Origin of the sequence: Ensifer adhaerens (assembly GCF_013283195.1) — a bacterium.
Taxonomy (GTDB): domain Bacteria; phylum Pseudomonadota; class Alphaproteobacteria; order Rhizobiales; family Rhizobiaceae; genus Ensifer; species Ensifer adhaerens_G.
Genome location: NZ_JABEKT010000001.1, coordinates 2369255 through 2393292 on the forward strand (window position 1 = coordinate 2369255; position 24038 = coordinate 2393292).

At 61.2% G+C, this 24038-nt stretch carries 20 protein-coding genes; 12 read left to right on the top strand and 8 right to left on the bottom strand.

Features of this window, described 5'->3' with window-relative positions; translation table 11 throughout:
* Positions 1 to 80 precede the first annotated feature (80 nt).
* Positions 81 to 3572 (top strand): carbamoyl-phosphate synthase large subunit, encoded by a 3492-nt coding sequence (gene carB / locus LPJGGPFB_RS11310; RefSeq protein WP_173419994.1) that lies wholly within the window; start codon positions 81 to 83, stop codon positions 3570 to 3572.
* Positions 3573 to 3836: 264 nt separating this feature from the next.
* Positions 3837 to 4139: a hypothetical protein gene (locus LPJGGPFB_RS11315; RefSeq protein ID WP_427857916.1), complete on the top strand. Its 303-nt coding sequence runs from the start codon at positions 3837 to 3839 to the stop codon at positions 4137 to 4139.
* Here LPJGGPFB_RS11315 and LPJGGPFB_RS11320 read toward each other — a convergent pair whose 3' ends face one another.
* Positions 4140 to 5630, bottom strand: a complete 1491-nt coding sequence (locus tag LPJGGPFB_RS11320) for an MFS transporter (RefSeq protein ID WP_173419996.1) — start codon at positions 5628 to 5630, stop codon at positions 4140 to 4142.
* Positions 5631 to 5924: 294 nt separating this feature from the next.
* Here LPJGGPFB_RS11320 and greA point away from each other — a divergent pair, with 294 nt between their 5' ends.
* Both greA and LPJGGPFB_RS11330 read left to right on the top strand, forming a co-directional pair.
* Positions 5925 to 6401, top strand: coding sequence for a transcription elongation factor GreA (gene greA, locus LPJGGPFB_RS11325; RefSeq protein WP_025427081.1), 477 nt, complete (start codon positions 5925 to 5927; stop codon positions 6399 to 6401).
* Positions 6402 to 6486: 85 nt separating this feature from the next.
* Positions 6487 to 7542 carry a glycosyltransferase gene (locus LPJGGPFB_RS11330; protein ID WP_173419997.1) on the top strand — a complete coding sequence of 352 codons (1056 nt, stop codon included), beginning with the start codon at positions 6487 to 6489 and terminating at the stop codon, positions 7540 to 7542.
* 20 nt (positions 7543 to 7562) lie between these two features.
* On the opposite strand, the gene LPJGGPFB_RS11335 is transcribed toward LPJGGPFB_RS11330, so the two are convergent.
* From LPJGGPFB_RS11335 to LPJGGPFB_RS11345, 3 genes are all read right to left on the bottom strand, one after another.
* The gene (locus tag LPJGGPFB_RS11335; RefSeq protein ID WP_173419998.1) at positions 7563 to 8585 is read right to left on the bottom strand and encodes a glycosyltransferase; all 1023 of its coding nucleotides are present in this window, start codon (positions 8583 to 8585) and stop codon (positions 7563 to 7565) included.
* Positions 8586 to 8592: 7 nt separating this feature from the next.
* Positions 8593 to 9414: a glycosyltransferase family 2 protein gene (locus LPJGGPFB_RS11340; protein WP_173419999.1), complete on the bottom strand. Its 822-nt coding sequence runs from the start codon at positions 9412 to 9414 to the stop codon at positions 8593 to 8595.
* Positions 9415 to 9497: 83 nt separating this feature from the next.
* Positions 9498 to 9968 (bottom strand): Lrp/AsnC family transcriptional regulator, encoded by a 471-nt coding sequence (locus LPJGGPFB_RS11345; RefSeq protein WP_053247447.1) that lies wholly within the window; start codon positions 9966 to 9968, stop codon positions 9498 to 9500.
* 904 nt (positions 9969 to 10872) lie between these two features.
* Here LPJGGPFB_RS11345 and LPJGGPFB_RS11350 point away from each other — a divergent pair.
* A complete protein-coding gene (locus LPJGGPFB_RS11350; RefSeq protein WP_173420000.1) occupies positions 10873 to 11466 on the top strand; it encodes a methyltransferase domain-containing protein in 594 nt (197 codons plus the stop codon).
* 11 nt (positions 11467 to 11477) lie between these two features.
* Here the strand turns inward: LPJGGPFB_RS11350 and LPJGGPFB_RS11355 are convergent, their stop codons facing one another.
* Positions 11478 to 12302 carry a polysaccharide pyruvyl transferase family protein gene (locus LPJGGPFB_RS11355; protein WP_345791007.1) on the bottom strand — a complete coding sequence of 275 codons (825 nt, stop codon included), beginning with the start codon at positions 12300 to 12302 and terminating at the stop codon, positions 11478 to 11480.
* A 376-nt stretch (positions 12303 to 12678) separates the two neighbouring features.
* On the opposite strand from LPJGGPFB_RS11355, the gene trxB reads away from it, so the two are divergent.
* The 4 genes from trxB (at position 12679) to LPJGGPFB_RS11375 (ending at position 16740) form a co-directional block, all read left to right on the top strand.
* Positions 12679 to 13653, top strand: a complete 975-nt coding sequence (trxB, locus tag LPJGGPFB_RS11360) for a thioredoxin-disulfide reductase (RefSeq protein ID WP_173420002.1) — start codon at positions 12679 to 12681, stop codon at positions 13651 to 13653.
* Positions 13654 to 13769: 116 nt separating this feature from the next.
* Positions 13770 to 14666, top strand: coding sequence for a LysR family transcriptional regulator VtlR (locus tag LPJGGPFB_RS11365; protein ID WP_038577011.1), 897 nt, complete (start codon positions 13770 to 13772; stop codon positions 14664 to 14666).
* Positions 14667 to 15284: 618 nt separating this feature from the next.
* Positions 15285 to 15575, top strand: coding sequence for an ArsR/SmtB family transcription factor (locus tag LPJGGPFB_RS11370; protein ID WP_173420003.1), 291 nt, complete (start codon positions 15285 to 15287; stop codon positions 15573 to 15575).
* 43 nt (positions 15576 to 15618) lie between these two features.
* Complete coding sequence (locus LPJGGPFB_RS11375) at positions 15619 to 16740, top strand: alkene reductase (protein WP_173420004.1); 1122 nt, start codon at positions 15619 to 15621, stop codon at positions 16738 to 16740.
* Between the two features lie 149 nt (positions 16741 to 16889).
* Here LPJGGPFB_RS11375 and LPJGGPFB_RS11380 read toward each other — a convergent pair whose 3' ends face one another.
* Positions 16890 to 17459, bottom strand: a complete 570-nt coding sequence (locus LPJGGPFB_RS11380) for a helix-turn-helix domain-containing protein (RefSeq protein ID WP_173421018.1) — start codon at positions 17457 to 17459, stop codon at positions 16890 to 16892.
* Positions 17460 to 17495: 36 nt separating this feature from the next.
* Between LPJGGPFB_RS11380 and LPJGGPFB_RS11385 the strand changes: the two genes are divergently transcribed.
* Together LPJGGPFB_RS11385 and LPJGGPFB_RS11390 are read left to right on the top strand one after the other, a co-directional pair.
* Entirely contained in the window at positions 17496 to 18005 is a 510-nt protein-coding gene (locus tag LPJGGPFB_RS11385) for a GNAT family N-acetyltransferase (RefSeq protein WP_173420005.1), read from the top strand.
* Positions 18006 to 18144: 139 nt separating this feature from the next.
* Positions 18145 to 19038 (top strand): lytic transglycosylase domain-containing protein, encoded by an 894-nt coding sequence (locus LPJGGPFB_RS11390; protein ID WP_234902795.1) that lies wholly within the window; start codon positions 18145 to 18147, stop codon positions 19036 to 19038.
* On the opposite strand, the gene LPJGGPFB_RS11395 is transcribed toward LPJGGPFB_RS11390, so the two are convergent.
* On the bottom strand, positions 19028 to 20062 hold the full coding sequence (locus tag LPJGGPFB_RS11395; RefSeq protein ID WP_173420007.1) for an SDR family NAD(P)-dependent oxidoreductase: 1035 nt from the start codon (positions 20060 to 20062) through the stop codon (positions 19028 to 19030). The two genes, LPJGGPFB_RS11390 and LPJGGPFB_RS11395, sit on opposite strands and share 11 nt — an antisense overlap.
* 93 nt (positions 20063 to 20155) lie before the next feature.
* On the opposite strand from LPJGGPFB_RS11395, the gene LPJGGPFB_RS11400 reads away from it, so the two are divergent.
* Entirely contained in the window at positions 20156 to 21052 is an 897-nt protein-coding gene (locus LPJGGPFB_RS11400; RefSeq protein WP_173420008.1) for a LysR family transcriptional regulator, read from the top strand.
* A gap of 64 nt (positions 21053 to 21116) precedes the next feature.
* Here LPJGGPFB_RS11400 and gyrA read toward each other — a convergent pair whose 3' ends face one another.
* On the bottom strand, positions 21117 to 23894 hold the full coding sequence (gene gyrA / locus LPJGGPFB_RS11405) for a DNA gyrase subunit A (protein WP_173420009.1): 2778 nt from the start codon (positions 23892 to 23894) through the stop codon (positions 21117 to 21119).
* Between the last annotated feature and the right edge of the window lie 144 nt (positions 23895 to 24038).

Genomic DNA, 24038 nt, shown 5'->3' on the forward strand with positions numbered 1-24038 from the left:
AAAAGACCATCAATGCGTGCCCGGCCGGTGACCTCCCACCTTGGCCGGTTTTTCGCGCAGCTAGAAACGGATGACCGACCATGCCGAAGCGCCAAGATATCAAATCGATCCTCATCATCGGCGCGGGGCCGATCGTCATCGGTCAGGCATGCGAATTCGATTATTCTGGGACACAGGCCTGCAAGGCGCTGAAGGAGGAAGGCTACCGCGTCATCCTCGTCAACTCCAACCCGGCAACGATCATGACCGACCCGGGCCTGGCGGACGCGACCTACGTTGAGCCGATCACACCAGAAGTCGTCGCCAAGATCATCGCCAAGGAGCGCCCCGACGCGCTGTTGCCGACCATGGGCGGCCAGACCGCGCTCAACACCGCGCTGTCGCTGCGCCGCATGGGCGTTCTCGACCGCTACAATGTCGAGATGATCGGCGCCAAGCCGGATGCGATCGACAAGGCGGAAGACCGCGCGCTCTTCCGCGAGGCGATGGCGAAGATCGGCCTGGAGACGCCGAAGTCGCGGCTCGCCAACGCCACCGACATCAAGGATCACGACCGCAAGGTTCATGAGGCCGAGCGCGCCGAACTGAAGAGCCGCCTTTCCGGCCCGGATCTCGACAAGGCACTCGACGAACTGGAAAACCAGTGGAACCTCGGCGAAGGCGACCGCAAGCAGCGCTACATGAACCACGCGATGGCGATCGCCGCGCAGGCGCTTGATGACGTCGGCCTACCGGCCATCATCCGCCCGTCCTTCACGCTCGGCGGCACCGGCGGCGGCATCGCCTACAACCGCACCGAATTCTTCGACATCGTCGGCAGCGGCCTAGATGCCTCGCCGACCACAGAAGTGCTGATCGAAGAATCGGTTCTCGGCTGGAAGGAATACGAGATGGAAGTGGTCCGCGACACGGCGGACAACTGCATCATCATCTGCTCGATCGAAAACATCGACCCGATGGGCGTGCACACGGGCGATTCGATCACCGTTGCTCCGGCGCTTACGCTGACGGACAAGGAATACCAGATCATGCGCAACGCCTCGATCGCGGTTCTGCGCGAGATCGGCGTTGAGACCGGCGGCTCGAACGTGCAGTTCGCCGTCAACCCGAAGGACGGCCGTCTGGTCGTCATCGAAATGAACCCGCGCGTCTCGCGCTCCTCGGCGCTTGCCTCCAAGGCAACGGGCTTCCCGATTGCCAAGATCGCGGCGAAGCTTGCGATCGGCTACACGCTGGACGAGCTTGAAAACGACATCACCGGCGGTGCGACGCCGGCATCCTTCGAGCCTTCGATCGACTACGTCGTTACCAAGATCCCGCGTTTTGCCTTCGAGAAATTCCCGGGCGCCTCGCCGGTCCTCACGACCGCGATGAAGTCGGTCGGCGAAGTCATGGCGATCGGCCGCACATTTGCCGAATCGCTGCAGAAGGCACTGCGCGGCATGGAGACCGGCCTCACCGGTCTCGACGAAATCGAAATTCCCGACATGGACGAGAACGGCGATGGCCGCAACGCCATTCGCGCCGCAATCGGTACTCCGACCCCGGACCGTCTGCGCATGGTCGCCCAGGCGCTGCGCCTCGGCATGAGCGAAGCCGAAGTTCATGAGGCGAGCAAGATCGATCCTTGGTTCATCGCCCAGTTCAAGGCGATCGTCGACATGGAAGCGCGCGTCCGCGAGCACGGTCTGCCGCAGGATGCGGAAAACCTGCGCATGCTGAAGGCCATGGGCTTCTCCGACGCCCGGCTTGCGACCCTCGGCGGCAAGCGCCCGAAGGAAGTGGCCGAACTGCGCAACGCGCTGAATGTCCGCCCCGTCTACAAGCGCATCGATACCTGCGCGGCCGAGTTCGCCTCGCCGACGGCCTACATGTACTCGACCTACGAGACGCCCTTCGTTGGCGCTGCCCGTTCCGAAGCCGATGTCTCCGACCGCAAGAAGGTCGTCATTCTCGGCGGCGGCCCGAACCGCATCGGTCAGGGCATCGAGTTCGACTATTGCTGCTGCCATGCCGCCTTCGCACTGAAGGACGCCGGTTATGAAGCGATCATGATCAACTGCAACCCCGAGACTGTTTCGACCGACTACGACACCTCTGACCGTCTCTATTTCGAGTCGCTCACGGCAGAAGATGTGATCGAGATCATGCGCGCCGAACAGGAAAAAGGTGAACTGGTCGGTGTCATCGTGCAGTTTGGTGGCCAGACGCCGCTGAAGCTGGCCGAAGCGCTGGAAAAGAACGGCATCCCGATCCTAGGCACCGCCCCCGACATGATCGACCTTGCCGAGGATCGTGACCGCTTCCAGAAGCTTCTGATGAAGCTCGACCTCAACCAGCCGAACAACGGCATCGCCTACTCGGTCGAGCAGGCGCGCCTCGTTGCCGCCGAAATCGGCTTCCCGCTGGTCGTGCGTCCGTCCTACGTTCTCGGTGGCCGGGCGATGCAGATCATCCATTCGGAAAGCATGCTGCAGACCTACCTGCTCGATACGGTTCCGGGCCTCGTTCCGGAAGACATCAAGCAGCGCTACCCGAACGACAAGACCGGTCAGATCAACACGCTGCTCGGCAAGAACCCGCTGCTGTTCGACAGCTACCTGACCAACGCCACGGAAGTGGACGTCGATTGCCTCTGCGACGGCAAGGACGTGTTTGTCTCCGGCATCATGGAGCACATCGAGGAAGCCGGCATTCACTCCGGCGACAGCGCCTGCTCCCTGCCGGTTCACACGCTCGACTCGGCGATGGTCGATGAACTGGAGCGCCAGACGACGGCGTTGGCCAAGGCGCTCAATGTCGGCGGCCTGATGAACGTCCAGTTCGCGATCAAGGATGGCACGATCTACGTGCTCGAAGTCAACCCGCGCGCCTCGCGCACGGTGCCCTTCGTCGCCAAGACCATCGGCGCGCCGATCGCCAAGATCGCCGCCCGCGTCATGGCCGGTGAAGCGCTGGATGCGGCGATTGCCGCCTATGGCGAAAAGCCGGATCCGCGCAACCTGAAGCACATTGCCGTCAAGGAAGCGGTCTTCCCGTTTGCCCGCTTCCCCGGTGTCGACACGCTGCTCGGCCCGGAAATGCGCTCGACCGGTGAAGTCATCGGCCTTGACACCGATTACGCACTGGCCTTCGCCAAGTCACAGCTCGGCGCTGGCGTCGACCTGCCGCGCGACGGAACGGTGTTCGTATCGGTCCGCGACGAGGACAAGACCCGCGTTCTGCCGGCAATCCGCATTCTCGTCGATATCGGCTTCAAGGTAATGGCGACAGGCGGCACCGCCCGGTTCCTCGGTGAAAACGGCATTGCCGCGATCAAGGTCAACAAGGTCCAGGAAGGCCGTCCGCATGTCGAGGACGCGATCCGCAACCGCCAGGTCCAGCTCGTCATCAACACCACTGATGGCAACAAGGCGATCTCGGACTCCAAGTCGCTTCGCCGTGCAACGCTGATGCAGAAGGTGCCCTACTACACCACCATGTCGGGCGCTGAGGCAGCAGCACGCGCCATCAAGGCGCTGAAGGCCGGCAACCTCGAGGTTCGCCCGCTTCAGAGCTACTTCAAGTCCTGATCGAACAACGACTGCGCGCATGTCTGTATGCGCGCAGTCCCGGCCTTTGGCCGATGGGCCGAACACAGCCCCCCGAAATGCGTCAACACGCGTGCCGACATGTGCTCCCGTCGAAGTCGCGTCGAGCGCGCAATATCCCCTTCATGGTTGTGAACGCCACGTGAATGCCGGGTTCAGCCTGCATTCGGTCGGCAGATGGTTAGATGTGCACATGCGCTCCCAAGCCGGAAACATCCGGCACTGCGCATGGGACGGGGCAACATCGTGCAGATCTACTTCTTCGATTTGTATTGGGGCGACGAGCGCTTTGTCGACGAGGATGGCATAAGCCATTTCGATGAAGGTTCCGCGTTGTATTACGGCCAGAGAATTGCCGACAAGATTGGCCGCGATGCCGATTACGGATCTCTGAAGGTTCATGTGCGCTCGGGAAACGGCGCGTTGCTGGCGGTGATCGCGCCGTCCGATGGCCGTCGCCGTGAACAGGACGCTCTGATCGGTCGCCACGGGCTGGGCAAGTTGCGCCGCCCCGTCGAAGCCGTCGTCGCCCTGTCCACGGCCTGGTGATCAGTCAGCTGCCACGGGCCGTCGTGTCCGGACCTTTGAACGCTCTGACCTTCGGCTGCGCGCAAGCCGGACGGTCCTGATCCCGAAGAACAGCGATGCGACCGAAATCACGCAAGCGATGACGAAGACCGCCAGCAGCGCCTCGCGCATGACTGCCACACGTGCACCTTCATCGAAGCCACGCAGGTTGGCCGCCAGTCCGAAGACGGCCGCACCGATTGCATAGCCAGCCGATTGCAGCGTCGGCAGCAGCGCCGATGTTTTGTCTCTTTCAGCCGTTGGCGAAACGTCCATCAGCAATTGGCTGAGTGTGCCCCAGCAGACGCCGAAACCAGCTCCGATGGCAATCTGCCCTGCAAAGACCAGCCGAGGTTCGCCTGTTGCGATCGCCACAGTTAGCCCGATGAGGCCGAGGCAAAGAAGGAGGGGGCCCGCCGAGATCAGTCGCACACGCGCTTCATGCGAGCGGAGGCTGGCAACCAGGATTGCTGTCAAGCTCCACGACATCGCCATCAACGCGCTGGAAAAGCCGGCTGCCGTTGGGCTGAAGTCCCACAGGTGCTGCAGGCCGTAAACAAGGTAGACGGAACCGGAAGCCTGCGCCAACGGCATCAGCAGGATGATCCAGAGGCCGGTGCCGAGCGGACGTCCGATCGCAAAGGCCCCAAGCGGCAGGATTGAATGTTCGGAGCGACGGTCGAGGTGGACGGTGTTGATGAGAATAGCGATCGCCACGACCAGCAAGGCGGCCATGGCAAATCCGTTCTGAAGCATGTTCGAGACCGAGATCAGCAAAATGCCGAGCCCGAATGCCATCAGTCGAAAAAGGGGAATAGATTGTGCGCTGCGCACTGAAGTCGACTGCCTCGGCACGATGGCGACGACGAGTGCGATGAAGATGGCGGCAGCGGGAATATTCACGAAGAACGCCGCGCGCCACGACCAATGTTCGGTGAGAAATCCTGAAATGAGCGGGCCGCTAAATGCCGCACTTGCCCAGACGATCGCTTCGGCGCCGAAGACTTTCGGGACGAGCCTCGGCGGAAAGAGTTCAGGGATCAACGCATAGCAAATGGCGGCGATGACGCCCTCGCCCAACCCCTGAAACAACCGTCCGGCCAGGACTTGCGGCATGCTCGTTGCCAGCGTTGCCAGCACGGTGCCAAAGACGAAGATTAGTGCTGCGGCGATCAGCGTGTTACGGGCGCCGAAGCGCGCCTTGAGGTTGGCCGCCAATGCACCGCCGATGATCGCAAAGACAAGATAGAGCGTGAACGCCCAGGAGAGCAGTGCCGCTCCGCCAAACTCCTCGACCGCCGTTGGCAGCGCGGTCGAGATGAAGAACTCGTTGAAGGCAAAGAGCGCGACACCGAGGCAAAGCGTCACGGTTGCCGCCAGATGGTTGGGTTGCAACAGCTCGCCCCAACGCCCCTCCGCTTCTGAATGCGGGCCGGATTGTCCGGCGTCGCGGCCATCCTTTGTCGTGCTCATCCTGTCATTTCCGTCTGTTCGTCGTTTCGGAAATGGAACTGTTACGACCTCAACCGCGGTTGAGGTAAAGCCCGTTTCTTGACGATGACGATTTTTAAGGAGCGTCTACAGGTTGCGTCCTGCGCGAAGGGGGCGGTGGATCATGGCGAAAAATCTGGCATTGGCTGTTTCCTTTCTGCTATAAGAACGGTTCGGATATTTCGGACGGTTCCGGCGCTTGCGTGCCGGAGACCGTTTTCTTTTGCGTTGGCGCCGCCCCCAAGCGGCGCCTCGTTCTTGATGAAGGACATTGAAATGGTCGACAAAGTGCCGATGACACAGGGTGGATTCGTCAACCTGCAGGAGGAGCTGCGCTGGCGCCAGCAGGAAGAGCGACCACGAATCATCGAGGCCATCGCCGAAGCGCGCGCACACGGTGACCTGTCGGAAAATGCGGAATACCACGCGGCCAAGGAAGCGCAGAGCCACAACGAGGGTCGCGTCGGCGAACTCGAGGACCTGATCGCGCGCGCCGAGGTCATCGATCTCTCGAAGATGTCCGGCTCGAAGATCAAGTTCGGCGCCAAGGTGAAGCTCGTCGACGAGGACACCGAGGAAGAAAAGACGTACCAGATCGTTGGCGATCAGGAAGCCGACGTGAAGGCAGGGCGCATCTCGATTTCGTCGCCGATCGCACGCGCGCTGATCGGCAAGGAAGTCGGTGATTCCATCGAAGTGAACGCGCCGGGTGGTTCAAAGGCATACGAAATCCTCGCGGTAAACTGGGGCTGACGGCCCCTTGGGGCGACGGTTCCGCCTCGCCCCAATCCGCTTCTTTCAAGACATTGTTCGTCGAATGCCCAAGGAGAGCGCTTCCGTGGCCGATATCCGGGACGTCGAGGTCATCGCTCCCAATTTCAAGCGGCGCCTCTCGGGCGTTACCTCGACCATCATCCAGCTGATTCCGATCCAGCGCGCGCTGGGTCAGAAGATTGCGGTGCTCGGCCCGGGCCTTCCCGAGAGCCTGCCGTCGATCCGGTTTCTCGATCTCCTGCATCTCTGGAAAGCGCCACAGGGCCGGCGTTATCGCGTCTGGCACGCGCGCCGCAATGTGGAGATGTTGCCGGCGATCATCCTGCGTGATCTGTTGCGCATGAAGTTGAAGATCGCCTTCACCTCGGCATCGCAACGCCGCCACACGGGCTGGAGCAAGTTTCTGATCGGACGGATGGACGCGGTGATCGCGACCAGCGGCAAGACCGCCGCCTATCTCGAAGTGCCGAACGACGTCATCCTCCACGGCATAGATACCAAACGGTTCCACCCTGCGGTCGATCCGGCTCAAGCAAAAGCGGCGCGTGGCGTCGACCCGGCCCAGAAGTTCGTCGGCTGCTTCGGGCGGGTGCGTCGTCAAAAGGGCACGGATCTTTTCGTCGACAGCATGATTGCCCTCCTGCCCTGCCGCCCAGGCTGGAGCGCGATCGTTGCCGGCCGTGCCACTGGGCCGCACGTGGCGTTTGAAAACGAGCTCAAGGAGCGCGTCGCGAAAGCCGGGCTTGCCGAGCGTATCCTGTTCGTCGGTGAGCACACCAACATTCCGGACTGGTACCGGGCGCTTGATCTTTTCGTTGCGCCGCAGCGCTGGGAGGGTTTCGGCCTGACGCCGCTTGAGGCGATGGCAACGGGTGTTCCCGTCGTCGCGACGGATGTCGGCGCATTTTCCGAGCTGGTCGAGAGCGGCGCCATGCAAACCGGCACGATCGTGCCGGCCGACAACCTTCAGGCCATGGTCGAGGCGACGGCCGCGTTCATGGACGATGACCGGCGGCGCACAGCGGCGGGCGTGAATGGCCTTGCGCGCACCGCCGCCTCGTTTGCGATCGAAGGTGAAGCCGGCGCCATCAACCGGGTGTACGAACGGCTGATGCGCTGACCGCCGGAGTGGTCAGGCGGCTATTTCCTTGAGGCGAACAGCTTCATATACGCGTCGGTGATTGCCTGCTTCGAGAACTGATTCATCAGCGTTTCGTGGCCGCATTCTGCCAGGCGCAAGCCGAGTTGACGGTCGTTTGCTATGCGCTCGATGGCGCGGCTGAAGCCCTCGGCATCGCCGATATCGACCATCAGGCCGTTTTCACCGTCGCGCATGAACCATTGCGGACCTTCGGAGCGGCTGGAAACAACCGGCGTACCCTGGGCCCAGGCTTCGAGAACGACGTTGCCAAGCGGTTCGTGGCTCGACGCCATGACAAAGATGTCGGCGGCGGCAAGGAACGGACGGACATCTTTCTGCCACCCGGCGAAACGAACACGGTTTGCAACACCAAGGTCGGCGGCAAGCTTTTCCAGGTTTTCGCGCTGCTCGCCATCGCCGATCAGCCAGAGATGCACATCCGGCACCCTTGCGATCGCCTCGATCAAGGTATGGAAACCTTTGCGCGGAACGAAACGCCCCATCGACATCACCACCGGAACATTCTCCGGCGTGTCGAGGGTCGCGCGGTCGACGGCGGCGACACGTTCGGTGTTGGTGAAGTTGGAGATCACCTCGACATCGCGCTTCCAACCGATGTTGCGCACATGTTCGGCGATACCCGGCGTGTTGCAGACGAGGCAGTCGGTGTTGCGGAAATAGTCGAGACGGAGCGGATAGTCGCCGAGCCGCGAGATCTTGATGCATCCCTTGTAGTTCGGCATCAGCCGGCTCGCACGCGGCATCCACGCGAACAATGCGTCCGGTTTCTCGCGCCGCGCCATGCTGCTGACCTTCATCGGCAGCAGGATGCGGTCGAGCGAGAGGTTGCGGAAATTGCTTTCGACAATGCGGGTCGCACTTTCGATGTCCTTGCGCCAGCTCCGCCCAGGACGAATGACCGCAGTCTGCTCGACGCCGCGCTCAGCCAGGGAGTTGACGAGGTGGACGAAAAAGCGCTCAGCGCCGCCGTCCTTACCGAAGTGGTAGTGCATAACTTTCATGGGAACCTCACGGCTGCCGGCGCTGCCGATCCATGTCGTCATGGTTCGGATGGCGCTTCAGCGCGTGCCTCTGATAAATCTTGGCGGCGGTCAAAAATGCGTAGACGGCGCCGGTCATGGCCTCGATGAAGCCGGGGAATCCACAGCGCCAAAGCCCGTTGCGGAAATAAAGACGATAGAAATAGAGCGGTGGGCTTGCCAGCATCTTGTAGGGTCGCGGCGGTTTGCCCGCCGCAAACTGCTGGTCTGCCTTCAGAGTCGAATATTTGTTTTCCTTCAGGATCTGCTCGTCGATGACGAGCGGACGGTAGTGGAGCAGGCTGCCCTTGCGCGCGACGCCCACCTGGCCATCCGGCACGATACCCTCGTGAACCTTCTGGTTGAGATCATAGCGTCCCCTGCCCTTGCGGATCAGACGCAAATTGCGCCGCTCATGCACACGCTCTGGTGTGTATCCGTAGCCGATCAGGTATGGGCGGCGCGCCACGCGCCAGCCGACCGTCTCAGGCGCGGCATCGAGAAGCGAGGGCAGAAGCGCCTTCAGCGGTTCGTCGAGACGCTCGTCTGAATCGATGTTGAAGCACCAGGGCTGCGTGCACTGATCGAGCGCGAACTGCTTCTGGCCCGCATAACCTCGCCACGACTCGTGCATGAAGCGTATCGGCCAGCCCCTGTCGATGAAGGATTGCACGAGGGCGGCGGTGCCATCCGTCGACCCCGAGTCGACGATGACGATCTCGGCACACTGCTCGAGGCTCTCGATGCAATTGCCGAGATAGGCTTCTTCATTCTGGCAGATGATGAAGGCGGAAAGCGGAAGTTTGCTCATGGATGACGCCACTCAACTCCGGTCGTGTCTGCGTTCTCCAAGGGAGCCTCGCTGCCGTTGCGGATCCTCAAGTCTTCCGGATCCTAGATCTGGACCAGCCCGATATCCTTGACCTGACGAATGGTCAACATCGTGCGCACCGTATCGACCCGCTCGTTGGCCGTCAAAACTTCAATGACGAAATCCTGGAACGCCGTCAGGTTCTCCGCGACGCAATGGAGCAGAAAGTCACTTTCCCCCGAGACGGTCCATGCCTGGCGCACGATCTGCCATTCGGCTGTTGCCGCGGCGAACGCCTTGAGGTCCGCCTCCGACTGCCTCTTCAGGCCGACCATGCAGAACGCTACGAGATCGAAGCCGAGCGCCGGCGCGTTCAGAAGCGCGTGATAGCCCTTGATGACGCCGGTTTCCTCAAGTTTGCGCACCCGTCGCAGACAGGGCGGCGCCGAAATGCCGACACGTTGCGCGAGGTCCACATTGGTCATCCTGCCGTCACGCTGGAGCTCGCGAAGGATCTTGAGATCGATTGCGTCGAGCTCGACTTGTTTCGTCATGAAGGTTCGTCCTTTTCACACGGCGACTTTTGCGCACAAGGCTAAGTCGAAACAGGAGTATTCTTGTCTTTGCGCCCGGCGCATCGTCGCCGCCGAGCCTATGATTTCAGGATGGGCAGATGGCCGATTGGCCGGAGACCGCCTGCCCCACCGACAGGTTGTGGCCGGTGCCGCGTCTGCTTCCTGGCTCAGCCTGCGCGAGCCCGGCGCTTTCGCACCGCAATTTTGCAGAAATGGGGGCATGCATATGCGATCCGGCGCTCACATCTGGGAGAAGCCTATTCTCCGATCGTGAACTGCCGCATGCGGCGAGTTCGCGGTCGAGCCAAACGCGGCTTGCATTCAACCCCATATGCCTCTCCAGCAAAGTGAATCCGCGTGAAATATCGCCAAACAGGTCCGACAACAAGCATCAGCACCCACTATTCGCGGGAAAACCAGCGTTTAGCTAGGGTCGGGCCGGCTTAACCGCGTTTCGCCAGCACGCGTAGAGAAAAACCGCCTGCGATCCGGAGCCGCGCGTCGCTCACAGTCTTTCCGTCTCGTACATGAAGGAGTACTGATTTTTGATTGGCGGCGTCGCTCGGCGGAGCTGTCTCGGCCGACATGATCTGCAGGAATTGGGGGGTGGCAGGTGTCGATAATCGACCACATCGACGGCAAGGCCTTCGAGCGAACCGAAACGGTTCCTTGTTTGCTGTGCGGTCGCTCCCACCCGTCACGGGTTATCCGCGCGCGTTTCGGAATGACCGCAATGGTCGCTGAGTGCATCGACTGTCGCCTCGCCTACCAGACGCCGCGCCCATCGCAGGAAGCTTGCATCGCCTATATGGATTGGCGGTGGTCTTCTGCGGGCGGCTACGTCACCGACAATGCCCAGAAGCGTGACGTTGCATGCAGCCAGATGGCGATTGTTTCGGCCTGGCATCCTTCGCCCGGGCGTTTGCTGGACTTCGGCGCCGGATCGGGGACCTTCGTCAAGGCAGCGCTTGACGCCGGCTGGCAAGCCGCGGGGGTCGAACACAGCCCAGTCGCCGTGCAGAAGGCCAGCGATTATTATGGCGTGAACCTCTCGATGGATATTCCGGACGGTAGCTTCGACGTCATAACCCTCTGGGACGTTGTCGAGCACCTCAAGGATCCGCTCCCGCTCCTCGCGCGCCTCAACGGCTGCCTGAATCCGGGCGGTACGTTGATCGTTGAGACCGGAAACTACGAAAGCTGGATGCGAATCGCTCAGGGCGACCAATGGGGGCTGTATCTGCTCGACCACCATTATTACTTTTCACCAGCGAGCCTTGAGGAGACGCTTCTTCGCGCCGGTTTCGCGGATTTTCAGCTGCTGCCGGCAAAGTCCATCAGGCCGAGATGGCGGGGTCTTCTTCGTCGGCCGCTGAAAGCCGTCCGTTCGTGGCGCATCTGGAAGGAAGCGAGACGGACCTGGCCCGACCATGCCGGCATGCATGAGATGATTGCCGCGGTGAAGAGACCGCACTGAGTTCTTGGCCGTCAAGCGAACGGGAACGCCTTGAGCAGCTTGTCGAGCGTTTCCGTGGAAGGCACTGCCGGCACGTGGTCCGCCTCTTGCAGCACGGCCTCGGGAGAGGCGACAAAGTCCCTGAAGTCGATCGGACCTACAAGGTCGCGACCGCGGAAACTGGAATAATCCGCGAATTTGAAACCATCGCCCTTGATGTCGCCATGCGGCTCCATCCAGCACGACGGAACGCCATAGGCGTCGGCAACGATCAAGCCGTGGAGGCTGCTTGAGACGACAAGGTCGGACGCTGATATCTCATTCGCAATCGTCTCGGGATCGCCAAGCAGATTGAGAATGCTCCAATGTCGCGGAAGACAGTTTGCGAATTCATCGACGAAGGCTTGATGGGTTGCAAAATGAGGAATGACCGTCACGCGGTGGCGGGCCTGCATCTTCGGCCACATCAGCGGCAACAGGATTGCCGGATCGCCGAGAGCGATGTCGTCGTCCGGCGCCACTTTCGCCTGGCTCAGCTTGCCGCGCACCGCATCGAACTTGAGCCGCTGCGGCCAGAGCGCCGGCGCATCCGAGTTCATGAAACCAGAACCCCAAACATGCAATGTCCGCCACGGCTTCCTTCGCAGGAACGTATACCGCCCCGTCCGGTGCCTGCGGTAATAGGCATCGATGATGCTTCCGATCCCGATGAGTTCCGCGGACGAAGGCTTCACGTATTCGGGTTCTATCGCGAAGAATTGACGGAGTATGTCCGTCATGAGGTTGTCGCCGAAGTTCTCCGTTGACTGCCCGAATTGTCCTGTGACCGAGGCCGAGAACACCTTGATCTTACGCACTGCCCTTTTCCTTGCACACCTGTTGACGCAGCGCCCGTCAGGGGGGCGTTGAAGCCGACAACGACGATCGGTTTCGGCGTCACTCGCCCGGAAAATTGCGCTCGTTCAATTGGAGAAGTGTAACATTGTCCATCGCCAGATCCGGCCATTGCCTGGGGCCATCACGTGCTTGTGACTTGTGCGGTTGCGGTGCAAGCGGTGCAAAAATGCCCGATCTGGTGTCAAATCGGTTCAACGGGCTCAAGCACTTGTGTGTATTGCCTCTGCCGCCCTTGAAACTCCCCGGGGGGAATCCCTAAAGTATGGAACTATTTCCCTATGATGAAACGGAACCGGATATGGCCCCTCGGCCGCCCGGCGAGCGAAGGACAAGACCATGACTGCCCGCCATGTAAAAGTGCTGATCATCGGCTCCGGCCCCGCCGGCTACACCGCTGCCATCTACACGGCGCGTGCGATGTTGGAACCGGTCCTGATCGCCGGCATGGAACAGGGCGGCCAGTTGATGATCACCACCGACGTGGAGAACTATCCTGGTTATGCCGATCCGGTCCAGGGTCCCTGGATGATGGAGCAGATGCTGAAGCAGGCGACCCATGTCGGTGCCGAGATCGTCAACGATCTGGTGACTGACGTCGACCTTTCCGTTCGTCCGTTCCGGGTCAAGACCGACAGCGGCAACGACTGGACGGCCGACGCGCTCATCATCGCCACCGGCGCCAAGGCGAAGTGGCTCGGCATCGAAACCGAGCCGACCTTCATGGGCTTCGGCGTTTCGGCCTGCGCCACCTGCGACGGGTTCTTCTATCGCAACAAGGACGTGATCGTCGTCGGCGGCGGCAATTCGGCGGTCGAAGAGGCGCTCTACCTCTCCAACCTTGCAAAGACGGTGACGGTCGTCCATCGCCGCGATTCGTTCCGTGCCGAAAAGATCCTGCAGGAGCGCCTGTTCGCAAAGCCCAACGTCAAGATCATCTGGGATCACGAAGTCGTCGAGTATCTGGGCGCTGCCCCCAAGCCGCCGATGCCGGCATCGGTCAACGGCGTCAAGCTGCGCAACACCAAGACGGGCGAAACGAGCGACATGGTGACCGACGGCGTCTTCGTGGCGATCGGTCACGCGCCTGCCGTCGAATTGTTCAAGGGCAAGCTTCGGCAAAAGTCGAACGGCTATCTCTGGACGGCAGCTGATTCGACGGCAACGGACGTGCCCGGCGTTTTTGCCGCAGGCGACGTCACGGACGATATCTATCGTCAGGCGGTGACCGCTGCCGGCATGGGCTGCATGGCAGCGCTCGAGGCCGAGAAATACCTGGCGGGTCATATGCCCGTCGCAATTGCAGCCGAATAGAAGCTGCGAATCGGGGGGTATCCCGCAAGGAGCCTTTCCCGTGTGGGAACAGATACATCAGCCGCACCCGGAGGACATGATCCCGTCCCCCGGGGTGGTTTCATATGGGGGACTTCATGTCGCTGGATTGGGACAAACTGCGCATTTTTCACGCGGCGGCCGAGGCTGGGTCGTTCACGCATGCGGCAGACAAGCTCCATCTCTCTCAGTCGGCGATCAGCCGTCAGGTGAGTTCGCTCGAACAGGATGTCGGCATCAAGCTGTTCCATCGGCATGCACGTGGCCTGATCCTGACCGAACAGGGCGAGATCCTCTACCGCACCGCGCACGAAGTGCTGATGAAGCTCGAGAGCGTCAAGGTGCAGCTGAGCGAAACGACGGACAAGCCGAGCGGCAAGCTGCGCATCACGACGACGGTCGGCCTCGGCCAGGGATGGCTCACCGACAAGATCCAGGAGTTCATGTCGCTGCATCCGGACGTGCAGGTTCAGCTGATCCTCGACAACGAGGAGCTGGATGTGAACATGCGGCATGCCGATTGCGCCATTCGCCTGCGCCAGCCGCAGCAGTCCGACCTGATCCAGCGCAAGCTCTTCACCGTGCACATGCACGTCTACGCAGCGCCCTCCTACATCAACAAGCACGGCGAACCGCAGTCGCTCGACGACTTGGACAACCACCGCATCATTACCTTCGGTGAGCCCGCGCCGAACTACCTTCTTGATGTCAACTGGCTCGAAATCGCCGGTCGCGATTCCGACAACCCGCGGACGTCGCATCTGCAGATCAACAGCCAGACCTCGATCAAGCGTGCCTGCCTTCTCGGCATCGGCATCGCGATGCTGCCCGACTACATTGTCGGCCGCGACCCGGGCCTCATACAACTTCCGATTAGTGCCGATATCCCGTCTTTCGACACGTATTTCTGCTATCCGGACGAGATGAAGAATGCCGCCAAGCTCAAAGTCTTCCGCGATTACATCGTGGCAAAAGCCAGGAACTGGAGCTTTTGACGCCGATTGCGGCATTGCTCATTTTGTGAGCGTTTGCCAAGTGTAAGTGTATCTATCTGAATTTTCGATGTATTTTCTATGGTGCGGCGCATTCTGTGTGCCGCACTTTGCTTTTTCGATGCAGAATTGGGCAGTGATGCGCACATGACATGGCTGACATGCATATTAAATGATTGCTGCCCGCTCAAAAAAGCAGCATACCACACTCAGCTGATGCATCTTTGGTGGCTTCTCCTCCCAGTGCCACCGCAGCAGCTGTTCCCCTCTGGAGGTTTAATTACCTTCACAACTATAAGGGCCCAAGTCATCTTGTGGCCCTCTTTTTTTGTCTACTGTAAGGACACGGGCGATCCGTGACGAAATTCACAGCCGGCTATTGAAAGCTGGTACTTCGCTTCCCATATCAAAATGCAGCTGATGCATTCTTGGTGGCTTTCTCCTCCCCCGCCACCGCAGCAGCTGTTCCCCTCTGGAGGTTTTAATTACCTTCACAACTACAAGGGCCCAAGTTTTCTTGAGGCCCTCTTTTTTTGCCCTTTTCCCTGTTCACGGTCTTGTGATTTGTATATCGATCATTGCCGATACACTTATCGATAAACCACGATATGGCGATGTACGATGGATCGAGACGAAATCTTCAAGGCCCTGGCGCACCCAGCAAGAGTGAACATCCTTGCCTGGTTGAAAGAGCCGCAGGCGCATTTCCCGACGCAGGAGCATCCGTTCGAAATGGGCGTTTGCGCCGGTCAGTTCGAGCGCTGCGGCCTGTCGCAATCCACCGTATCCTCGCATCTCGCGATCCTTCAGCGCGCCGGCCTGGTGACGACCAAGCGTCTCGGCCAGTGGGTCTTCTACAAGCGCAACGAAGAAACAATTGCCGAGTTCCTCAAGGATATCGGCAGCCTGTGACTATCTCCTCCCAAAGACCAAACTGAAACCGAAAGGACCTGCAATGGCTACCCTCTTCGATCCTATTACCGTCGGCGACATCGCCTTGAAGAATCGCATCGTCATGGCGCCGCTGACGCGCAATCGTTCGCCGAAGGCCGTGCCCAACACGCTCAACGCCACCTATTACGAACAGCGCGCATCGGCAGGCCTGTTGATCACGGAGGCAACCGCGATTACCCAGCAGGGCCAAGGCTATGCCGACGTGCCCGGCCTCTACACGCCGGAAGCGCTGGATGGCTGGCGCAAGGTCACTGATGCGGTGCATGCCAAGGGTGGTCGCATCGTCGTGCAGATGTGGCACGTCGGTCGCATCTCGCATGACACGCTGCAGCCGGGCGGCGGCAAGCCGGTGGCGCCTTCGGCGATCCGCGCAAAGTCGAAGACGTACCTGATCAATGCTGACGGGACCGGCTCGTTTGCTGAAACCTCGGAGCCACGTGCGCTCGAAATCACCGAGCTTGATGGGATCGTCGAGGACTACCGCAAGGCGGCCCGGGCAGCCATCGATGCCGGCTTCGACGGCGTCGAAATCCACGCCGCCAATGGCTATCTCATCGACCAGTTCCTGCGTTCCGGCTCGAACGAGCGCACCGACGCCTATGGCGGCTCGATCGAGAACCGTGCCCGCTTCCTTTTCCAGGTCGTCGACGCCATCACGTCGGAAATCGGGGCTGGTCGTGTGGGTATCCGGCTTTCGCCGGTGACGCCCGCCAACGATGCCTTCGATCCGGAGCCGCAGCCGCTGTTCAGCTATGTCGTCAAGAACCTGGCCCGCTATCCCCTCGCCTATATCCACATCATCGAGGGTGCGACCGGCGGCCCGCGCGACCATCAGCAGGGTGAACGTCCGTTCGATTATGACGCGCTGCGTGCCGTCTACGCTGCCGCCGGCGGCAAGGCCGCTTGGATGACGAACAACGGCTATGACCGCGAACTCGCGGCAGAAGCGGTCAAAAACGGCGAGGCCGATCTGGTCGCCTTCGGTAAGCCGTTCATTGCCAATCCGGACCTCGTCGAGCGGCTGAAGGAGAATGCTCCCCTGAACACGCCGGACCAGGCGACGTTCTACGGTGGTGGCGCCAAGGGGTATACCGACTACCCCGCCCTTGAACAGGTTGCCTGACACCGCCGCATCCCCCAAGCCCCGCCGCCCGGCGGGGCTTGTCTTGCAATGCGCGTTCTCACCGGTTCGCTCGCGGCCTCCCAAAGGATCGCAACAGCTGGACGGCTACCGGATTGCGAAAAGATCGTGCCAAACCCTTTTGGCTGCCGTCAGCGGCGCTTAATCAGGATCACCGCATAGACGCATGGCACCTCGCCTCCGTTGCGGAAAATACAGTCCGTTGGCGGTCCGAGCTCAAGGCAGTCGCCGGGTGCCAGCATATGCGTCTCCTCACCTTCGATGAAGGTCAAGGCGCCCTCCTTCACCCAGATCAATTGGCGGAACATGGCGTACGCAGCCGCTGGCATGGGCACGTCTGCGCCCACAGGCAGTTCGACCTCGATCAGTTCCAGCGGAAGGTCGGAGTTGGGCGAGACGTGCCGCCTGATGTATCCGCTTTGCGGATCCTTCCAGACGGGCTGATGCGCGCGGCGCGAAAGGCGGCCGTCCTGAATTTCGGCGCGGGCAATCAGCGTCGACATGGTCAGACCGAAAGCCCCCGAAAGCCGTGCAAGCAATGTTGCGGTCGGGCTGCTGTCTGCGCGCTCGATCTTGTGGATCATCGTGCGGGAGACGCCGGAGCGCTCGGCCAGCTCGCTCAGAGACCAGCCGCGGATTTCCCGTTCGAGGCGAATGCGATCACTGATGCGTCGATCGAGGCTGTACACTTTAGTATCCATCGCGTAGTCATATAGTGTACGTACATGCGGGGCAACATGCTGATCAGGCAAGCAAGGGAAGATGATCTCCCGGTCATCTGCGACATCTACAACGACGCGGTGGCCAACACGACCGCCATCTGGAACGAGACGATTGTCGACGTTGCCAATCGATCTGCATGGTTCAAGGCGCGACGCGAAGCCGGATACCCTGTGCTGGCGGCAGTATCCGATGCTGGCGACATCGTCGGCTACGCCTCCTTCGGCGACTGGCGGGCGTTTGACGGCTACCGACACACGGTCGAGCATTCCGTCTATGTCCATCGCGACAGCCGTGGCGGCGGCATCGGCCGTAAGTTGATGGTCGCCTTGATTGCAGAGGCCGAACGCCTGGACAAGCATGTGATGGTGGCGGGGATAGAATCGGAGAATGCCGCATCGATACGGCTTCACCAACAGCTGGGCTTCACCGAAACCGGTCGAATGCGCGAGGTCGGGACGAAGTTCGGACGCTGGCTGGATCTGACCTTCATGCAGCTGGTGCTGACGACCGGTTCACCCGCCTGACGCGCCTGTTTTTCCGAGCCCCACAAGATGCTATGTAGGAAGCTTGGCAGTTTCGGCGAGGCGTTGCGGGCGACACGATATGGGGAACGGCAGCTCAGAAGGTGTTGCGTATGCTGTCAGAGGTCTGCTCGCGCTGCTGATGACGGTGAGTATTGGGCGCCCGGATGCTGCCCATGCCCGCATCGACGAGTTGCCGGTGCGCGCCAAATGTATCTATGTCGGTCGGTCCGCCACGGACCCTGCCAAATCGCTGTGCGTCAGCAAGGAGCGCTTCGAGCGCGACGTTTGCGGCGTCATCGATCACTACGCCACTGCCAATGACCTGCCACCGGCGTTCTTCGCGCGCCTGATCTGGCGCGAAAGCCTGTTTCGGCCGAATGCGGTCAGCCCGAAAGGGGCCGAGGGCATCGCGCAATTCATGCCGGGTACAGCAAAAATGCGTGGCCTTGCCAACAGCTTCGACGTCGTTGCCGCCCTGGGCAAGTCTGCCGAGTATCTCGGCGAACTGAAGACGCGCTACGGCAATCTGGGTTTTGCTGCCGCCGCCTACAATGCCGGCGAGAACGGGCTCGAGCGTTTTCTCGAGGTGGATTGGCTGCCGGCCGAGACGCGCAACTATGTGCTGGCGATCACCGCCTATAGCGTCGAGGACTGGCGGGACAATCCGCCCAAGACCCTCGATCTGACGCTCGACAAGAACAAGAATTTCCTCGAAGGCTGCGTGGCGCTGGCAAGCACGCGCCAGCTGCGCGAGATCGACGTGATCGACGAGGCCGAGTGGGCGCCCTGGGGCGTGCAGCTCGCAGCCCATTTCCAGAAGTCGATTGCGCAGCGACTGTTCGTCAACGCCGTCAAGCGGTTGCCGGATCCCATCCGCAGCGAGAAGGCGCTGCTGCTGCGTGAGCGCAACGCCAGTTTCGGTCGCCGTATTCGATATGCCGCCCGCATCGGCCGCGACAGCCAGGCGGAAGCCAATGCGCTTTGCGCCACCATCCGAAAGAATGGTGGCGCCTGTCTCGTTTTCAGGAACTGACTGCCATCGTGGCAGGCGCTAACGCCTCGTCGGCTCCGACGCGTCCCGCAGCCTGCGGCAGGCAGCCAAGCGACTTCAGGGTTTTGGCCACGGCTTCATCGATCGGCGTATGCGGCTCCTCACCGAGTAGGGCCAGCAGCCGGTCGTTCGGCATTTGCAGCGGCTGACCCCAGAGGTAGCGCATCTTGCGCAACTCGCGAAACAGCGGCACGACGGGAGACGCCAAAGTCACCAGCCACCATGGAAAAGCGCGTGCCGGAAGGTTTGTCGATCCCGCAGCCCGCGCGATGGCGGCAACCATCTTCGTGCCGTCGTCGTCGACGAAACCGCGCATGTGGTAGACGGCAAAGGCCGGCAGATCCTTTGCGCGCTCGACCAGGCGGATCATCGTCTCGGCCACGTCGGGCAAATAGGCCCATTGATGCGCAATTCCCTTCTTTCCGGGGTAGCTGACAGCGCTCAGTGGTTTTCCAGGCTTCACCAGCCCTTGCGAGAACCAGTTGTTGGCGGCGTCGGGCCCGAAGAAATCCCCTGCCCGCAGGATGATCACGCCGACACCGGCGTCCGACGCAGCCTTGAGCCGAAGCTCCATCTCCTTGCGGATCATGCCCTTGTCCGTGTGTGGGCTCTGCGGGCTGTTCTCGCTCAGGACTGGAAAAGCATCGGGGCCGAAATTGTAGATCGTGCCCGGCAGGAGAATGCGAGCACCTTCCGCTTTTGCAGCGGCAATGGTGTTGTCAAGCATCGGCAGGACCAGCTGACCCCAGTTGCGGTAGCCGGGTGGATTGACGGCATGCACGATCAGTTGGACGCCTTCGGCGGCGGCGCGTACGTCCAGTCGCTTCATCGCGTCACCCTCGATCCAATCGTACGCGGGTGCCATCTGGGCGGCCTTGGCGAGATTGCGGTTGAGTGCGCGCACTTTCCATCCGCGCTGGCTGAGGCCGCGAGCAACGGCACTACCGATGCCACCGGTCGCGCCCAATACCAGGACTGTTCTTGCCTCTTCCAGATTGTCGATCATTGCGTGTCTCCATCGGTTTTGATGGCGACACTGTCCTGCAATGCACTGATAAACGGAATTGTCGTTTTCTGTTTCGTTGTTATACTTTTATGTATGAGCGAAATCGAACCCAGCTGGGACTTATACCGGACATTCCTGATGGTGCTGAAGGAGGGCTCGCTGTCGGCGGCCGCACGCGAGCTCGGCCTGACGCAGCCGACGGTCGGGCGCCATGTCGATGCGATGGAGGAGATGCTCGGGTTTCCGCTCTTCACTCGCTCGCCCCAGGGCCTGATGCCGACCGATGCCGCCCGCGCGCTGCAACCCTATGCGGAAACGCTGGCGGCGACGTCAGCCGCCCTGCTTCGTGCCGCCTCCGGCCAGCAGGACACCGTCAGCGGAACGGTGCGCATCAGCGCCAGCGAGGTCATCGGTATCGAGGTGCTGCCGCCGATCCTTGCCGAGCTGCACGCGCAATATCCGGACCTGATCATCGAGCTGTCGGCGTCCGATGCGATCGAGGATATTCTGCGACAGGAAGCGGACATTGCGGTGCGCATGGCGGTGCCCAGCCAGGATGCGCTGGTGGCGCTTCACGTCGGTGCGGTGCCACTCGGTTTTCACGCCCACCGGCGCTATCTCGACCGGCGCGGGATGCCGGAGACGCTTGCCGATCTGAGTGGGCACAGCCTGATCGGCTACGACCGTGAGACGGCGGCAATCCGCGCCATCATCGCCCGCACACCTGAGTTGCCCGACGTGCGCTTTGCGCTGAAGGCTGACAGCAACCTCGCGCAGCTTGCCGCCATTCGCGCCGGTTTCGGCATCGGCATCTGTCAGAACGCGCTTGCCGCCCGCGATCCCGATATTCTTCCGGTTCTGGCGGGCAGTTTTGCAATGAAGCTCGAGACCTGGCTCGTCATGCATGAAAACTTGAAGACCGCGCCGCGTTGCCGCGTGGTCTTCGATGCGTTGGCCAAGGGCCTGAGAACCTATATCCGCCAGCCGTGACGTGTCGTGCTTCAATAGAAAAGCCCGCCAATTGGCGGGCTTTTCAGTCGATTGAAGCAGTCTATCAGGCTTCGGTTTCAGGTGTTTCCGGTGCGCCGCTTTCTGCCGCCACCAGCTCCTCACCCTCTTCGTCACCTTCCGGTTCGCTGATGCGCTCGACCGAGACGACCTTTTCGTCCTTGGCCGTCGAGAAGATCGTCACGCCCTTGGTGGCGCGGCTCGCAAGCCGGACGCCATTGATCGGCACGCGGATCAGCTGGCCACCGTCTGAAACGAGCATGATCTGGTCGTTGTCTTCGATCGGGAAGGTCGCGACCAGTTGGCCGATCTCTGCCGTCTTCGAGGTGTCGGTGGCGCGGATGCCCTTGCCGCCGCGACCCGAGGTGCGGAAATCGTAGGAGGACGAACGCTTGCCGAAGCCCTTCTCCGAAACCGTCAGCACGAACTGCTCGCGTGCCTTCAGCTCTTCGTAGCGCTCATTGCTGAGTTCGCCACCTTCGGTGACTTCTTCACCGACCAATGCGATTTCTTCCTCATCGCCATTCGTCGCGCGCCGCTCGGCGGCTGCACGTTTCAGATAGGCCGCCCGTTCCCATGGCTCGGCATCGACATGGCCGAGGATCGCCATCGAGATGATACGGTCGCCATCGCCGAGGTTGATGCCGCGAACGCCGATCGAGTTACGGCCCGCAAAGACGCGCACGTCGTCGACGGGGAAGCGGATGCACTGGCCCAGCGCCGTCGTCAGCATGACGTCGTCATGCTCGGTGCAGGTATCGACAGAGAGGATCTCGTCGCCATCTTCCTCGAGCTTCATCGCAATCTTGCCGTTGCGGTTGACCTGAACGAAGTCGGACAGCTTGTTGCGACGAACCGTGCCGCGGGTCGTCGAGAACATGACGTCGAGGTTTTCCCACGTCGTTTCATCCTCGGGCAGCGGCATGATCGTGGTGATGCGTTCGCCAGGCTCCAGAGGCAGCATGTTGATCAGTGCCTTGCCGCGCGACTGCGGCGTGCCGATCGGCAGACGCCAGACCTTCTCCTTGTAGACGATGCCACGCGAAGAGAAGAACAGAATTGGCGTGTGCGTGTTGGCAACGAATAGCCGGGTAACGAAATCCTCGTCTCTCGTCGCCATGCCGGAGCGGCCCTTGCCGCCGCGACGCTGCGCACGATAGGTCGTCAGCGGCACGCGCTTGATGTAGCCAAGATGCGAGACGGTCACGACCATGTCTTCACGGGCGATCAGGTCCTCGTCGTCCATGTCGGGACCGCCTTCGGCGATCTCGCTGCGGCGCGGCGTGCCGAACTCCTGGCTGATGGCCGTGAGTTCGTCCTTGACGATGGTCATGATGCGCAGGCGCGACGACAGGATATCGAGGTAATCCTTGATTTCCTCGCCGATCTTGTTGAGTTCGTCGCCGATTTCGTCGCGACCGAGTGCGGTCAGGCGCTGCAGACGCAGGTCGAGAATGGCGCGCGCCTGCTCTTCCGAGAGGTTGTAGGTGTTGTCTTCGTTGATCCGGTGACGCGGATCGTCGATCAGCCGGATGAGGCTGTCGACGTCGTGCGCCGGCCAGCGACGTTCCATCAACTGCTCGCGCGCGGTCTGCGGATCGGGCGCCTGCCGGATCAGCTTGATCACTTCGTCGATGTTGGCAACCGCAATGGCTAGACCAACGAGCACGTGGGCGCGGTCGCGCGCCTTGCGCAGCAGGTACTTCGTTCTCCGGCTAACGACTTCCTCGCGGAAGGAGACGAAAGCCCTGAGCATGTCGAGCAGCGTCATCTGTTCCGGCTTGCCGCCGTTGAGCGCCACCATGTTGCAGCCGAAGGACGACTGCAGCGGCGTGTAACGGTAGAGCTGGTTCAGGATGACGTCGGCATTGGCGTCGCGCTTGAGCTCGACGACGACACGGTAGCCCTGACGGTCGGATTCGTCGCGCAGGTCCGAGATGCCCTCGATGCGCTTGTCGCGCACAAGTTCGGCCATCTTCTCGATCATCGTTGCCTTGTTCACCTGGAAAGGGATCTCGGTGATGATGATCTGCTCGCGGTCTCCGCGCATCGGCTCGATGTGGGCGCGGCCGCGCATGATGACCGAGCCGCGGCCGGTCTCGTAGGCCGAGCGGATGCCCGAACGGCCGAGAATGAGCGCACCGGTCGGGAAGTCCGGCCCCGGGATGATTTCCATCAGTTCCGGCAGTTCGATCGCCGGATTGTCGATCAGCGCCATACAGCCTTTGATGACTTCGACGAGGTTGTGCGGCGGAATGTTGGTTGCCATGCCGACCGCGATGCCGCCGGCGCCGTTGACGAGCAGGTTCGGGAACTTCGCGGGCACAACCACCGGCTCGCTCAGCGTGCCGTCGTAGTTGTCGCGGAAATCGACCGTTTCCTTGTCGAGGTCGTCGAGCAGCGAGTGCGCGGCCTTTTGCAGGCGGCATTCGGTGTAGCGTTCTGCCGCCGGCGGGTCGCCGTCGACGGAGCCGAAGTTGCCCTGACCGTCGATCAGAGGCAGCCGCAGTGACCAGTCCTGCGCCATGCGCGCCAGCGCGTCGTAGATCGCCGAGTTGCCGTGCGGGTGGTACTTACCCATCACGTCCCCGGTCACGCGGGCGCATTTGACGTACTTCTTGTTCCAGTCGATGCCGAGCTCGCTCATCCCGTAGAGGATGCGGCGGTGAACGGGTTTCAGACCGTCACGCACGTCTGGAAGCGCGCGGCTGACGATGACGCTCATGGCGTAATCGAGATAGGACCGCTGCATTTCCTCGATGATGGAAATCGGCTCGATGCCTGGCGGAGTCTTTCCGCCGCCGGGAGTGCTTTGCTCAGTCAATTGTGATCACGATCTTTGTTCAGAATCAGTCGGATATTTATAGCGGAATGCGCCTGGAAGCGCCAATTTTGGCCCGTGGTTGTGAACAGTCTTTTGCCGTCGGAATAGGCTTTTCTAGGGCATTGCAGCGGAAATCGGAAGTGC

What these genes read in the sequence shown, in the direction of transcription:
- carB (WP_173419994.1), top strand. Translation starts at nt 81, where the DNA reads ATGCCGAAGCGCCAAGATATCAAATCGATCCTCATCATCGGCGCGGGG.
- LPJGGPFB_RS11320 (WP_173419996.1), bottom strand. Translation starts at nt 5,630, where the DNA reads ATGAGCACGACAAAGGATGGCCGCGACGCCGGACAATCCGGCCCGCAT.
- greA (WP_025427081.1), top strand. Translation starts at nt 5,925, where the DNA reads ATGGTCGACAAAGTGCCGATGACACAGGGTGGATTCGTCAACCTGCAG.
- LPJGGPFB_RS11335 (WP_173419998.1), bottom strand. Translation starts at nt 8,585, where the DNA reads ATGAAAGTTATGCACTACCACTTCGGTAAGGACGGCGGCGCTGAGCGC.
- LPJGGPFB_RS11340 (WP_173419999.1), bottom strand. Translation starts at nt 9,414, where the DNA reads ATGAGCAAACTTCCGCTTTCCGCCTTCATCATCTGCCAGAATGAAGAA.
- LPJGGPFB_RS11345 (WP_053247447.1), bottom strand. Translation starts at nt 9,968, where the DNA reads ATGACGAAACAAGTCGAGCTCGACGCAATCGATCTCAAGATCCTTCGC.
- LPJGGPFB_RS11350 (WP_173420000.1), top strand. Translation starts at nt 10,873, where the DNA reads ATGGCGATTGTTTCGGCCTGGCATCCTTCGCCCGGGCGTTTGCTGGAC.
- trxB (WP_173420002.1), top strand. Translation starts at nt 12,679, where the DNA reads ATGACTGCCCGCCATGTAAAAGTGCTGATCATCGGCTCCGGCCCCGCC.
- LPJGGPFB_RS11365 (WP_038577011.1), top strand. Translation starts at nt 13,770, where the DNA reads ATGTCGCTGGATTGGGACAAACTGCGCATTTTTCACGCGGCGGCCGAG.
- LPJGGPFB_RS11370 (WP_173420003.1), top strand. Translation starts at nt 15,285, where the DNA reads ATGGATCGAGACGAAATCTTCAAGGCCCTGGCGCACCCAGCAAGAGTG.
- LPJGGPFB_RS11375 (WP_173420004.1), top strand. Translation starts at nt 15,619, where the DNA reads ATGGCTACCCTCTTCGATCCTATTACCGTCGGCGACATCGCCTTGAAG.
- LPJGGPFB_RS11380 (WP_173421018.1), bottom strand. Translation starts at nt 17,459, where the DNA reads ATGGATACTAAAGTGTACAGCCTCGATCGACGCATCAGTGATCGCATT.
- LPJGGPFB_RS11385 (WP_173420005.1), top strand. Translation starts at nt 17,496, where the DNA reads ATGCTGATCAGGCAAGCAAGGGAAGATGATCTCCCGGTCATCTGCGAC.
- LPJGGPFB_RS11390 (WP_234902795.1), top strand. Translation starts at nt 18,145, where the DNA reads ATGACGGTGAGTATTGGGCGCCCGGATGCTGCCCATGCCCGCATCGAC.
- LPJGGPFB_RS11395 (WP_173420007.1), bottom strand. Translation starts at nt 20,062, where the DNA reads ATGATCGACAATCTGGAAGAGGCAAGAACAGTCCTGGTATTGGGCGCG.
- LPJGGPFB_RS11400 (WP_173420008.1), top strand. Translation starts at nt 20,156, where the DNA reads ATGAGCGAAATCGAACCCAGCTGGGACTTATACCGGACATTCCTGATG.